Here is a 13220-nt window from a genome sequence, read left to right on the forward strand (position 1 = left end):
TCTATAGTGATTGATGATACTATTCACATGTTTAATTCACACATCATTCACATAAGGCAATTTATGAATATCGGCGAAAAAGTTCTTCTTAAACTCAAAGAGGAGATACCCCAGATCGAATATGACAGATATATAAAACAACTTTTCTTCGATGAAAAAAGATCGAGCAGCGATAACGCCGTATACTATGCACCCAACACTTTGATAGCAAACTATATAAAAACAAAATATAGTGAAAAGATCTCTCATCTTTTTGAAGTATACGGTTCAAACAAGGTCCATGTGATAATAACTCTAAAATCCAAAATCGACGCGTCCGTAAAGGCGGCAAAAAATGTTGTCGATAAAGAGAAGATAAAACACTCTCTGCTCAATCCTTCTCATACATTCGATAACTTTGTCGTAGGAGGCTCCAATCAGTTCGCTTATGCAGCAGCAAAAAGCGTAAGTGAAAAACCGGGAGATATCTATAACCCTCTTTTCATCTACGGCGGCGTTGGGATCGGAAAAACCCACCTTATGCAGGCGGTAGGAAACGTACTGCAAAATCAGGGTAAAAACGTTATCTATACATCCGTCGAACAGTTCTTAAACGACTTCCTGCGCCACCTTAGAAACGGAAATATGGACAGATTCAAAGACAAGTACAGAAAATGTGATGTCCTGCTCATTGACGATATTCAGTTTTTGAGCAACAAAGATTCTTTGCAAGAGGAGTTCTTTCACACGTTTGAAGCGCTGAAAAACGACAAAAAGCAGATCATCATCACGTCGGATAAACATCCAAAACAGATAGGGGGTCTTGAAGAGAGGCTTAAAAGCCGCTTTGAATGGGGTCTTATAGCAGATATCCAGCCGCCGGAACTCGAAACGAAGATCAACATCATCAAGAAAAAATGCGAGATCAACCGTATTAAGCTCAATAACGATGTTATCAACTACATCGCAACCATCATAGAGAACAATGCACGTGAAATAGAGGGCATACTCTCAAAGCTTCATGCCTATGCAAAACTGATGAATATCGATATCAATATCGAATTTGCCAAGAACGTTCTAAAAGAGCAGCAGCGTGAAAACCGTGCAAACATTACGATCGACCTTATTATGGACATCGTAGCAAAAGAGTTAAACGTGAAACCAAGCGAGATCAAATCAAAGAGCAGATCCAGAAACATCGTCTATGCGAGACGCATCGCTATCTATTTATGCCGCGATCTCACCACAAACTCTATGCCTCAGCTTGCTCAATATTTCGGAATGAAAGACCATACGGCCATCTCACACACTATGAAAAAAATAAACGAGCTTATCAAAAACGATGAAGATTTCAGAACAAAAATAGAGGAATTAAACAACAAAATAAAATCCACATCGTAATTAAAAAGATTTAGTTGTAAGCTTGGAGAAAAAAAAGATATAATTTGTACAGTGAAAAGATGTGAAAGATACCTGTATGTAGATTCACATGGATGCGTTGCCGTATATTGGGTTGTTGCCGATTTATTCACATACTCACAACCCTCTACTACTACGTACTAAAAATTTAAAAATAAATAGGAAAATTAGATGAAAATCACAATAGCCAAATCTATCCTGGAAAATATACTAATATCCTCTCAGCCGTTTCTAGAAAAAAAAGATACTTCACAGATAACATCCCATGTCTACATAAAAGTCCAAAACTCTGTTTTAACTTTAAAAGCCACCGATTATGAGATAGGTCTGGACGTGAGCGTTGAGCAGATAAACTCGATAGAAGACGGAGAGGTAACCGCAAACGGTAAAAAACTACTGGATATCATCAGAATACTAAAAGACTCTGATGTCACCTTAGAAACTAAAAATGATATTCTTCATATCTCTCAAGCCAGTTCAAACTTCAAACTTCCTACATTTTTATCGAATGAATTTCCTTTGTTTCCGAACTACGAAGGAAAACCAAAAATATCCATCGATTCACATACATTGATAGAATCACTCAAAAAAATAACGCCTGCCATCGATTCAAATAATCCTAAATTTGAACTAAACGGCGCATTGATAGATATTAAAAACGACAGCATCGCTTTTGTTTCTACAGATACCAGACGTCTGGCACTCGTAAATATCAATAACTCTACACAAAACGTGCTCTCTATTATTATTCCTAAAAAAGCTATCATAGAGATACAAAAACTATTTTTCGATAATATAGAGATCTATTATGATAATACTTATCTTATCATTCGTTCCGATCAATACACTTTCTATACGAAACTGATAAACGGAAAATTCCCTGATTATTCAAGGATTATCCCTAAAGAGATAGCAAAAAATATCCTGCTTCCAAAATCGATCATAATCGATTCTATCAAACAGATAACGACTATCTCAAATGATATGAAGCTGACTCTGCATAAAGATAAAATAATCTTTGAAAGTTTAAGCAACGACAATATCGAAGCAAAAACAGAAATATCTCATACCACCGGTTTTGACGAGCCGTTCATATTGGCAGTCAACAGCAGATATATTTTGGATTTTCTGGCACAGATCAATAACCAGGAATTCACGCTTGGCTTGAACGATTCCAATTTGCCTTTTGTTTTAACAGACGATAATTTTAAAACGATCGTAATGCCTATAGTCATATAAATCTTCCCAAAAGAGTCTCTATAGGGACTCTTTTCTTACAACTTGTCATAAAAAATCAATTTCTTAGCAATTTTTAGATAAAATAAAAACAATTTATACTCTTTGGAGCAGATATGGAACAAAATTACGGTGCAAGTAACATTAAAGTTTTAAAAGGACTCGAAGCTGTAAGAAAACGTCCGGGTATGTATATCGGTGATACAGGTCACCGCGGACTTCACCATTTAGTATATGAGGTCATTGACAACTCGATCGATGAGGCGATGGCAGGATATTGTGATACGATCACTGTAGAGCTTACTAAAGCTGGTACTGCAAGAATATCGGATAACGGACGCGGTATTCCTACAGGAATGCATCCCACTGAAGGGATATCGGCAGCTACGGTCGTCTTAACGGTATTACATGCCGGAGGAAAGTTCGATAAAGACACATATAAAGTTTCAGGAGGTCTTCACGGAGTAGGTGTTTCTGTCGTAAATGCCTTATCTGCAGACTTGAAAATGACCATTCATAGAGACGGTCAGATACACTATCAGGAGTTTAAATCGGGTATTCCGCAAAAGCCTTTAGAGGTTACGGGAACTACACGCAAACACGGAACTACCATAGAGTTTTTACCGGATTCTACGATCTTTACAGAAACCATAAACTTTGAATACGAATACCTTTCACGCCGTTTTAAAGAGCTTGCATATCTGAACCCAAAAATAAAAATAATATTTATAGATGAAAGAGAAGATAAAAAAGAGGAATATCATTTTGAAGGCGGTATAACTCAGTTTGTCGAAGATCTGAATAAAAAAGAAAAAGTTGCATCTGCATACGAATATAATGAGAAAATAGAAGATATTGAAGTAGATATCGCTTTCATGTATAACGACGGTTATGATGAAAAGGTTTACAGTTTTGTCAATAATATCCGTACTCCAAACGGCGGAACGCATGAAGCCGGTTTCCGCGCCGCACTTACACGTGTCATTTCAAACTATAACACTAAAAACGGAAACGCAAAAGAGAAAGATGTCAAAATAAGCGGTGAAGATGCTTCTGAAGGTCTGATCGCCATTATATCCGCTCGCGTTCCCGAGCCTCAGTTCGAAGGTCAGACAAAAGGAAAACTCGGAAATACGTACGTAAGACCTCTGGTACAAAAGGTCACATACGAAAAACTAAGCAAGTATTTTGAAGAGAATCCGATCGAAGCTAAAGCGATAGTACAAAAATCACTTTTAGCGGCAAAAGGACGCGAAGCTGCTAAAAAGGCGCGTGATCTGACCCGTAGAAAAGATTCTATGAGTGTCGGTACGCTTCCAGGAAAACTTGCCGATTGTCAAAGCAAAGACGCTACAATCTCCGAACTTTATCTGGTGGAAGGGGATTCTGCCGGAGGTTCTGCAAAACAGGGACGCGACAGAGTTTTTCAAGCGATCCTGCCTCTTAAAGGTAAGATACTTAATGTCGAAAAAGCAAGACTCGACAAGATACTTAAATCCGAAGAGATCACAAATATGATCACGGCTCTTGGCTGCGGAATAGGCGATGAATATAACGAAGAGAAACTTCGTTACCATAAGATCATCATTATGACCGATGCCGATGTTGATGGTTCGCATATTCAAACATTGCTTCTGACGTTTTTCTTCCGCCATTTCCGCCATATCGTAGAGAACGGCTATCTCTATCTTGCACAGCCTCCTCTTTACAGATATAAAAAAGGTAAAAAAGAGATCTATTTTAAAGACGACAGACATATGAACGATTTCTTGATCGAAAACGGTGTCGAATCTTATCCTATCGAAGGGATAGGTCAAAACGATCTTATCGCGTTTTTTAAAATGGTAGATCATTATAAAACTTCGCTGGACGCTTTAAAACGCAGATATGCATTGATCGATCTTATCCGACATTTCATAGAAAACCCGGATCTTATCGGACTTCCTACAAAAGAGATGTTTGAAAAAGTAAAAGAGTTTTTGGAAGTTAACAGTAACAATCTTCTGACATATTCTATTTCAGAAGATCAGATCCATATATTTGTCCAGACAAAAGGCGGTATGGAAGAGCTGATCATAAATGACGACCTCTTTTCGGCTCCTTATTTCAATGAAGCGAACTATATCTATCAAAAAATAAAAGACTGGGATATCAAGATCGAAGGCGATCTGATAAAAGTTCTCGAAGAGGTGAAGGATTTTGCGAAAAAAGGTTCATATATTCAGCGTTATAAAGGTCTCGGTGAGATGAATCCCGAACAGTTATGGGAAACTACCATGACCCCGGAAAACAGAGTTCTTTTACGTGTAACGATCGAAGATGCAGAGCTTGCTTCGGATACATTTACACTGTTTATGGGCGATGAGGTAGAGCCGCGCCGTAACTATATCGAGACACACGCTAAAGATGTCAAACATCTAGACGTATAACTTTTATGATACTGCCTGAAAAAAAAGAGAGGGAAAATAGATTTAAACTGGCTCTGAGAATGGGCCTGCCTATCTTTTTTTTAGGTCTTCTGTCTATTTTTGCTTTTATAAATCAGCCTACACAAAGTATAACATCATCCTTTTATATCGGTGCTACACTGATACTTGCAATCATGATATATTTCTTTTTATATATGATATACAGAGGATTCGACGAACGGATAACAGATCCCATAACCAATACGTTTACGCGTGAATATTTATATAAATTTTTAAAAAAAGAGATCTCAAAAGAGAACTATTCGCTTGTATTGATATCTATAGAAAACCTTTATGCGATAAATGAAACCTACGGGATAAAAAACGGTGATATGATACTTAACCGGACAGTCAAAGAGCTAACAAAGTTTTTGTACACAAAAGGGTTATACAGCTTTCCGGTCGGTCATATTAAAGGCGGAGATTTTCTAATAGGTCTGGAGGGAAGCAAAGAGGAACATCTGCCCGTAATAGATATCATGTGTATGAAATTTTCAAGTTTTCTGATAAATAATATAGAGGTGCAGGTCATCGGGTCCGTTACGGATAACCATTTTTCAAAAAATCTGGATTATCTGATAGATTATCTTTTTGAACAACAGATACTTAATAAATCTTCAAAAAAGATTACGCAGGATGAAGATGTTATAGATCCAAACGATTTGGAGATATCCATAATCGATGCCGTCAAAAACAGCAGCTTTAAGATATACGGTCAAAATGTTTATGATAAAAACGGAAATATCTTTTTGGAAGATCTGTCGGTAAAACTTATGATCAAGGATAAGATCGTTCATCAAAAAGTTTTTATTCCGGTCATAAACAGGCTTGGTCTTGCAAAAGAGTACGATCTTATGCTTTTAGACGAAGTATCGAAAAAGATATCTTTGGACGACAGGCTCTGCTCTTTTGGGATATCTCCGACTACGATAAGAGATCCCCATTTTTTATCATATATTAAAGGACTTATGGATACATATCCGAAAATAAAAGAGAGAATAGTCTTTTTACTTTCCGAGATCGATTACTATAATAATATAGCACGTTATAATCAGACGATACAGAGCTTGAGAAGAATGGGCATATTTATAGCTATAGACAGATTCGGAGAATACCATTCGAGCAGCCTTTATTTTAGGGAGATAGAGGTCGATATGGTCAGATTCGATTCCAGATATACCAAAAACCTGAAATCGCAAAGATATAAAAAGATATTGGAAGGTCTTCATATCAGCGTGAATTCTCTGGGTTCAAGATCCTGGATAAAGATGATAGAAGAGGAAGAGCTCTATAATATTGCAAAAGATATCGGAATAGATATCATTCAGGGGAAATACCTGGATAATTTTAAAGGAGAAACACATTGAAATACGGTGAAAAGATAGTAACGGAGTTTGATATCGAGAAGGATATTGAGATATGGCCAAATGAGCATAAACGCGATTATCTCATCAAAATGACGCTTCCGGAGTTTAGCTGCTTGTGTCCAAGAAGCGGATACCCGGATTATGCGACGATCTATATAGAATATACTCCAAACGACTGGGTCATAGAATTAAAAGCCATAAAACTGTATATAAATTCGTTTAGAAACAGATATATTTCACATGAAAACGGCGCAAACGAAATATATGAACTTTTACAGACGAAACTAAAACCGAAATATCTTAAAATTATTGCCGATTATAATCCGAGAGGAAATGTTCATACGGTAATTGAGATAGATAGTTCCAAAGTGGAGCTGTGATATAAACTAAAAAAGAGGCATGCATGCTAAAAAAGCTACTAGGAAAAGATAAAGAGTCTATTTCAAAAAATGATAGTAAACAGCTTGCTGAATATATATCCAAAGCCGGATTGACGGAGTTACGTTCACTGCTGCTCGGACAGATTACGCGCTTTAAAGTGGACGAATATACAATCATAGAGGTTCTAAAAAAACTGACATATCAGGACGAGAGAACAAAAAAAAGATTTTTAGAAAAAGAGGATAACGACACAAAGCTCAAAAAAGCTTTCGAGACGGTCATAACTGCGGCAAAAAATAAAAAGATTTCCGTTGAAGCAGTAGAGCTGATCGAGAAGTTTATCACGATGTACAGAGATCTCATAGAAGATTATGATGCTAGAAATAAAGATATATACATGCATAAACTGACAAAAGCGGCACAACACTCTCTTTCATTGATCGAACAGATTCTAAACTATCTAAACAAGATGTCCGTTATCGGCAAAGATTAAATCTTTTCAGATATTTTTTCAGCCATATCTTCGCTTCGTCATAAGTTAAAAAATACTCCTTGAGCTGAGCATCGTAAAGCGTGTTTAATATATCTGAAAAAACGGGAGAGGGTTCAAGCCCGAGATCGATCAGGTCGCGCCCCATGATGAGAGGTTTTGGCTTATTTGTAAAAACATTCAGGATCAAAGCTTTTTCTTTGATCTTTTCATATTTGGATTCTCTTGCTTCGCTTACCAATAAAATATTTTTTATATTCACTTTCGTGCTTAAGATATTGATCTCGTAATCGGTAATAATATCAGAAGATATCTGCTCCAAAAAATTTTTATGAATATAAAGATTCAATACCTCTTGTATTATATGTTTTTCATTCAAAAACTTATGCAAAAACGATTCTACATTAGCAGCAGTATCAAGATCGAAGGTAAGGACACTCAGCATAAGGATAATATCCGTTTTAAAATCGCCCGTCTTTAAAGAAGCCATGTTATCGATATATCTAAGGGAGTCTTTGGTAAGGGAAAGCTCGGGATAGTATCTGTTTAGATGAAAAGTATCAAAAAGTGTAAAGCCGAGAGAAGGTTTTTTTGCCTTTAAAAGAAGTTTTAAAAACTCTTCGTAAATGCGCTCTTTTGGGAGTTGTGTTATAAGATCGTTATCACAGATATAACGGCATAACTCTATTAGTTCGAGACTGCAGGAAAGATTAAACCTTGCACAGAACTGGACGGCTCTAAGGACTCTCAACGGGTCTTCTATGAACGTTTTTTTGTTGACATAGGTGAGGATTCTGTTTTTCAGATCCATGATCCCGTTATAAGGATCCAGAATAGAACCCGTTTTTATATCGTATCCCACAGAATTGATTGTAAAATCTCTGCGCTTTGCAGCCTGGGTGTAGGGAAGTTTTGAATCCAAAACGACACTAAAACCTTTATGGCCGGGTGAGATCTTTGTTTCGATTCTCGGAAGAGAAAAATCTATATCGTAATCTTGCAAAAAGAGTTTTAAAACGCCGAAGTTTTTTCCCACGACACTCAGCCGTCCGAACGGTTTTAATATCTCGGCCATCTCATCGAAGCCGGAGATGTTATAGACCTCGATATCGATATCTTTTGAATCCTTTCCCAAAAGGGTATCCCTTATATAACCGCCTACAAGTACGGCGGTAGCACCGTTACTGTGCAGGGCTTCTATTGCGGGGGCGAGAAACTCGGGTATCTTTATCATTTTATTAGCGGTTTTAAGTCAAATCCGAAAGATGAACCCACGTTCGGTTCGCTTTTTATGATAAGTTCCGTGTGGTGCAGCTTCAATATGAAAGAGACGATGGCAAGCCCAAGACCCATCGAGTTGTCCCAGCTGTTCGTTTTTACCCTGTAAAACTTCGAGGTGATCTTTTCGATCTCCGAACTTTCAAAACCGACCCCATGATCGTTTACGGACAATACGCAGTCGGATATCTTTATCTGAACGGAATCTTCGGAGTATTTTAAGGCATTGTCAACCAGATTTATCAGTACCAGTTCTATCATCGTTTTGTCGGCATGGACTCTGCAGTGTTCCAGATCGAGTATGATCTCTCGCTCTTTATATTTTGCCATGAGATTATTGGCGGTATCGACGCAGATGTCATAGATATCAAACTCGCTGGCCGATATGGAGAGATCGTTGTTTTCAAGTTTTATGGAGAGTGCGAGTCTGTCTATCATTGACGAGATCTTTTTGGCGTTGGAAAAGATCTTGTCTAAGAATTTGTTACGTATTTTTATATTGATGTTCTCATCGTCACGGATAGTCTCCGTATACCCCATGATGGCCGCCACAGGATTTTTGAACTCATGCGAGATGGCCGAGAGTATATCGTTTCTCTGTTTGTTGATAAGTCTCATTTTCGCTTCGTTCTTACGTTTTTTCTTTTCGCGGTTCGCCAGTTTTTTGACAAGGTTTTTTAACAGCAGCGAAATATGTAAAAACTCGTAAAAATATTTTGTTTTTACTATTGCCTTATAATTTTTATTGGATATCTCGTTTAGATAAAAAGCGATCTGGTTTATATCGTAGTTCACCTTTTTACTTATCTTGCTTGTAATGAACAGGGCAAGAAGGATAAAGACGGCATACACGAAAATGATTTTTATATATATGCTGTAAAACTCCTCTTCCAGAGTGTTTAGATTTTGGGCGACCCTTATATATCTGTGGGAGTCTTTGTATTTTATATATTTTGCCACATATAGGAATTGATGGTGCAGCGTTGCGGATTTTCTGATTGAGGAACCGTATGTCGATTCTTTTGCCTGTAGTATTTCGATTCTTCTGAGATGGTTCTCCATCTTTTGTTTGTCGAAGTTTGTTTCAGCCAAAACGGTTCCGTCGGCATTGACGATCGTGATGCGCTTGGCAGAAACGGTGTGAATATTTTTTATAAAGCGGCTTACGTTATCAATGTTTGGCAGATTGAGATCTATAATGTTTATAATGTCTATCAGCTCTTTCTTCGAGTTTTCAAGGATGATCGATTTTAGAGCGAAATAACTTACGACGGACGTGATAAGAAGCGTCGCGATATACAGACCTAAAAAATTGTATAGGAAATATCTGTGGAGTTTTAGCAAACGTTTTCCTTTTTAATAAAGAGTGTATCCGACGCCGCGGACGCTTTTTATATACTCTTTGCTTTTTGTAGGATCGATTTTTTCTTTTAAGCGGTTTATGGCGACGTTGACCGTTCTGTCCTGATATATCTCATCATTTCCCCAGACATGTTCAAGCAGATAATCCCGATCGAGTACGATATTTTGGTTTTGTACGAGCGTGAGCAGAAGATCAAACTCGAGTTTCGTGAGCTCTATTTTTTTGTCATCGACCAAAACCGTGCGTGAATCGAGTTTAAGAACTATATCTTTGTATGTTATCTCTTTTAACATAGATACGGGATTCGTTCGTTTTAAAACGGCTCTTATTCTAAGAAGAAGCTCTTTCATGTTAAAAGGTTTGGTAATATAGTCGTCTCCTCCGCTGATAAAGCCCTCTTCTATGTTTTCGTCGCTGTTTTTTGCGCTTAGATAGATGACCGGTGTCTGTACACCCTCTTTTCTTAGACCTGCGATAAATTCGCTGCCTTCGACTCCCGGAAGATTGCGGTCCATGATGATAAGATCGACCTTTTCCTCTTCAAGAAGCTCTTTGACGTTTTTTGTATTTAAAAAGCCTACGGTCTCGAATCCCTCTTTGTTGAGAGAGTATTCTATCAGCTCCAGTATGTCTTCCTCGTCTTCGACGATTACGATTAAATTTTTCATTTCGGGATTAGATCACTTTTTTATATATGATATCAAAATTATGATTACTCTTTGATTACGGCTTTAGGTAGGGATGCATAACAAAAATAACAGCATAATTTGGATATAATCGCACCAAAATTTATCCCATACAGAGGAAATCCTTTGCAAAAGATTAGAAATATCGCCGTTATCGCGCACGTTGACCACGGTAAAACGACGCTAGTTGACGGATTGTTAGAGCAATCAGGAACGTTTGGAGCTCACGAACATCACGATGAGAGAGCTATGGACTCTAACGCGTTAGAGAAGGAAAGAGGGATCACGATCCTTTCAAAAAATACGGCTATCCGTTACAAAGATTACAAAATCAACATTATCGACACTCCGGGCCACGCCGACTTTGGCGGAGAGGTTGAGCGTGTACTTAAAATGGTAGACGGTGTTTTGGTTCTTGTAGACGCGTATGAAGGTGTTATGCCGCAGACGAAATTCGTCGTTAAAAAGATGCTTGCCCTTGGAAAAAAACCGATCGTCGTTATCAACAAGATCGACAAACCTTCAGCAGAGCCTGACCGCGTAGTTGATGAGATGTTCGACCTTTTTGCCGCAATGGATGCAACGGAAGATCAGTTAGACTTCCCTGTTATCTATGCTGCTGCGCGTGACGGTATCGCCAAGCTAGACATGAGCGAACCGGACGGTAACTTCGAGTGTATCTTCGAAACTATCCTAAAAGAGATTCCTGAGCCGGACGGCGACAGAGAAAATCCTGTTCAAGCTCAAGTTTTTACGCTTGATTATGACAACTACGTAGGAAAGATCGGAATTTCCCGTATCTTCAACGGAAAGATTAAAAAGGGAAGCAACATCGTTCTTGCCAAAGCGGACGGTGAGTTTGTCAAAGGGCGTATTACAAAACTTATCGGTTTTCACGGGTTGAACCGTATGGAGATCGAAGAAGCAGAAGCTGGAGATATCGTTGCGTTTGCAGGTTTAGAAACGGTTGATGTGGGTGACAGCATCTGTGATCCTAACAACCCTACACCGCTTGATCCGATGCATATCGAAGAGCCGACACTCAGCGTTGTGTTCTCCGTAAACGATTCACCGCTTGCGGGAACCGAAGGAAAACATGTAACTTCAAACAAGATCAAAGACCGTCTTGAGGCGGAGATGAAAACAAACGTCGCGATGCGTTTTGAAGTGATCGGAGAAGGGAAGTTTAAAGTTTCCGGGCGCGGCGAGCTTCAGATAACTATTCTTGCGGAAAATATGCGCCGTGAAGGTTTCGAATTCGGTATCAGCCGTCCGGAAGTCATCGTAAAAGAGATCGAAGGCGTAAAATGTGAGCCGTTCGAACACCTTGTGATCGACGTTCCTGAAGAGTTCGGCGGTACCGTTATTGAGCGTCTTGGTAAACGCAAGGCCGAAATGAAATCCATGATCCCTATGGGCGAAGGTTTCCAGCGTATCGAATTCGAGATTCCTGCCCGTTCATTGATCGGATTTAGAGGACAGTTCCTGACAGATACGAAAGGCGAAGGTATCATGAACCACTCGTTTTTGGATTTCAGACCGTTCAGCGGTACTGTCGAGTCTCGCCAGTACGGTGCGCTTATCTCTATGGAAGACGGTGTTACGCTTGCGTACTCGCTCTTTAACCTTCAAGACCGCGGTGTACTTTTCGTCGGTCCGCAAGAGAAAGTTTATGAAGGTATGGTCGTGGGTGAACATTCCCGTTCAAACGATCTGGCCGTTAACCCTATTAAAGGAAAAGCACAATCAAACGTACGTTCGTCCGGTGCGGATGAGGCTATAAAACTTGTTCCGCCTCGTAATAACAGCCTGGAGCGTGCACTGGAGTGGATAGAGGATGATGAACTACTAGAGATCACGCCTTTAAACATCCGTATCCGTAAACGTTATCTGACAGAAACAGAACGTAAACGCCACGCTCGTAAATAATAAAAACATCGTTACATGTAAGCACTTACATGTAACTGTTTTGCACACTCTTTCAACTCTTTTTATATCAAATTATATATTACTTTTTTTAATTACTCTCTTTTAATGATACTATATTACAAAAGGTGGTGTCATGAAAAAATACATACTGCTGATCGCCGGTATTTTGATCCTGTTTACAAGCGGATGCAGCTCAAACAGAGGCGATCCTAAAGAGACGGCTGTCCATGTATGCAAAGCTCTTAAAAAACTGGATTTTGAGGAACTCAAAAAATATGCCGATGAGGAGCTGGCAAAACAGATAGAGCTCGGCCAAAAGAAAAAAGAGGATGCCCAGTCTCAGATCAACGCACTTCCCGAGCCTCAGCGCAAGAGCGTTAAAAAGATCTATGACAATCAGATGTCGATTTTAAGAGAAAAGATGTCCATGATCAACTGTGAAAACATAGTTATAAAAGAGGGCGGAGATAAAGATAATAAAACAGCACTTATCGACGGAAAGCCCGTAAAACTGAGATTTATAAAAGGCAGCTGGAGACTTACGAAATAACTATAAAAAATAAATATTTTTTTCCTCTGTGACAATAAACTTTTCTTAAAGAGATTGCTACTATAATCACATAC

Annotated in this window: 11 protein-coding genes; 8 read left to right on the top strand and 3 right to left on the bottom strand. The window is 38.7% G+C overall.

What is annotated here, in order from left to right; translation table 11 throughout:
- The first annotated feature begins 63 nt into the window (after positions 1 to 63).
- From dnaA to WCY03_RS00030, 6 genes are all read left to right on the top strand, one after another.
- Positions 64 to 1380: a chromosomal replication initiator protein DnaA gene (dnaA, locus tag WCY03_RS00005; protein WP_345992958.1), complete on the top strand. Its 1317-nt coding sequence runs from the start codon at positions 64 to 66 to the stop codon at positions 1378 to 1380.
- A 189-nt stretch (positions 1381 to 1569) separates the two neighbouring features.
- Positions 1570 to 2637, top strand: a complete 1068-nt coding sequence (dnaN, locus tag WCY03_RS00010; RefSeq protein ID WP_345992959.1) for a DNA polymerase III subunit beta — start codon at positions 1570 to 1572, stop codon at positions 2635 to 2637.
- 113 nt (positions 2638 to 2750) lie between these two features.
- Complete coding sequence (gene gyrB / locus WCY03_RS00015) at positions 2751 to 5063, top strand: DNA topoisomerase (ATP-hydrolyzing) subunit B (RefSeq protein WP_345992960.1); 2313 nt, start codon at positions 2751 to 2753, stop codon at positions 5061 to 5063.
- A gap of 5 nt (positions 5064 to 5068) precedes the next feature.
- A complete protein-coding gene (locus WCY03_RS00020; protein ID WP_345992961.1) occupies positions 5069 to 6469 on the top strand; it encodes an EAL domain-containing protein in 1401 nt (466 codons plus the stop codon).
- Positions 6466 to 6849, top strand: a complete 384-nt coding sequence (gene queF / locus WCY03_RS00025; RefSeq protein ID WP_345992962.1) for a preQ(1) synthase — start codon at positions 6466 to 6468, stop codon at positions 6847 to 6849. The genes WCY03_RS00020 and queF overlap by 4 nt, the downstream gene beginning before the upstream one ends.
- A 23-nt stretch (positions 6850 to 6872) precedes the next feature.
- Positions 6873 to 7343, top strand: a complete 471-nt coding sequence (locus tag WCY03_RS00030) for a hypothetical protein (RefSeq protein ID WP_345992963.1) — start codon at positions 6873 to 6875, stop codon at positions 7341 to 7343.
- Here the strand turns inward: WCY03_RS00030 and WCY03_RS00035 are convergent.
- The 3 genes from WCY03_RS00035 to WCY03_RS00045 are packed head-to-tail and all read right to left on the bottom strand — an operon-like array spanning position 7327 to position 10649.
- Positions 7327 to 8574: a CCA tRNA nucleotidyltransferase gene (locus WCY03_RS00035; protein WP_345992964.1), complete on the bottom strand. Its 1248-nt coding sequence runs from the start codon at positions 8572 to 8574 to the stop codon at positions 7327 to 7329. The two genes, WCY03_RS00030 and WCY03_RS00035, sit on opposite strands and share 17 nt — an antisense overlap.
- Positions 8571 to 9962, bottom strand: a complete 1392-nt coding sequence (locus WCY03_RS00040) for a HAMP domain-containing sensor histidine kinase (RefSeq protein WP_345992965.1) — start codon at positions 9960 to 9962, stop codon at positions 8571 to 8573. The genes WCY03_RS00035 and WCY03_RS00040 overlap by 4 nt, the downstream gene beginning before the upstream one ends.
- Before the next feature lie 12 nt (positions 9963 to 9974).
- Entirely contained in the window at positions 9975 to 10649 is a 675-nt protein-coding gene (locus tag WCY03_RS00045; RefSeq protein ID WP_345992966.1) for a response regulator transcription factor, read from the bottom strand.
- A gap of 144 nt (positions 10650 to 10793) precedes the next feature.
- Here WCY03_RS00045 and typA point away from each other — a divergent pair, with 144 nt between their 5' ends.
- The gene (gene typA, locus WCY03_RS00050) at positions 10794 to 12596 is read left to right on the top strand and encodes a translational GTPase TypA (protein WP_345992967.1); all 1803 of its coding nucleotides are present in this window, start codon (positions 10794 to 10796) and stop codon (positions 12594 to 12596) included.
- 133 nt (positions 12597 to 12729) lie between these two features.
- Positions 12730 to 13146, top strand: coding sequence for a hypothetical protein (locus WCY03_RS00055; RefSeq protein ID WP_345992968.1), 417 nt, complete (start codon positions 12730 to 12732; stop codon positions 13144 to 13146).
- The last annotated feature ends 74 nt before the right edge of the window (positions 13147 to 13220 follow it).

Origin of the sequence: Sulfurimonas sp. HSL-1716 (genome assembly GCF_039645975.1) — a bacterium.
In the GTDB taxonomy this organism is placed as follows: Bacteria; Campylobacterota; Campylobacteria; order Campylobacterales; family Sulfurimonadaceae; genus Hydrocurvibacter; species Hydrocurvibacter sulfurireducens.

Bases quoted from the DNA above. Each gene is read 5' to 3' on its own strand.
- dnaA (WP_345992958.1), top strand. From the start codon at position 64: ATGAATATCGGCGAAAAAGTTCTTCTTAAACTCAAAGAGGAGATACCC.
- dnaN (WP_345992959.1), top strand. From the start codon at position 1,570: ATGAAAATCACAATAGCCAAATCTATCCTGGAAAATATACTAATATCC.
- gyrB (WP_345992960.1), top strand. From the start codon at position 2,751: ATGGAACAAAATTACGGTGCAAGTAACATTAAAGTTTTAAAAGGACTC.
- WCY03_RS00020 (WP_345992961.1), top strand. From the start codon at position 5,069: ATGATACTGCCTGAAAAAAAAGAGAGGGAAAATAGATTTAAACTGGCT.
- WCY03_RS00030 (WP_345992963.1), top strand. From the start codon at position 6,873: ATGCTAAAAAAGCTACTAGGAAAAGATAAAGAGTCTATTTCAAAAAAT.
- WCY03_RS00035 (WP_345992964.1), bottom strand. From the start codon at position 8,574: ATGATAAAGATACCCGAGTTTCTCGCCCCCGCAATAGAAGCCCTGCAC.
- WCY03_RS00045 (WP_345992966.1), bottom strand. From the start codon at position 10,649: ATGAAAAATTTAATCGTAATCGTCGAAGACGAGGAAGACATACTGGAG.
- WCY03_RS00055 (WP_345992968.1), top strand. From the start codon at position 12,730: ATGAAAAAATACATACTGCTGATCGCCGGTATTTTGATCCTGTTTACA.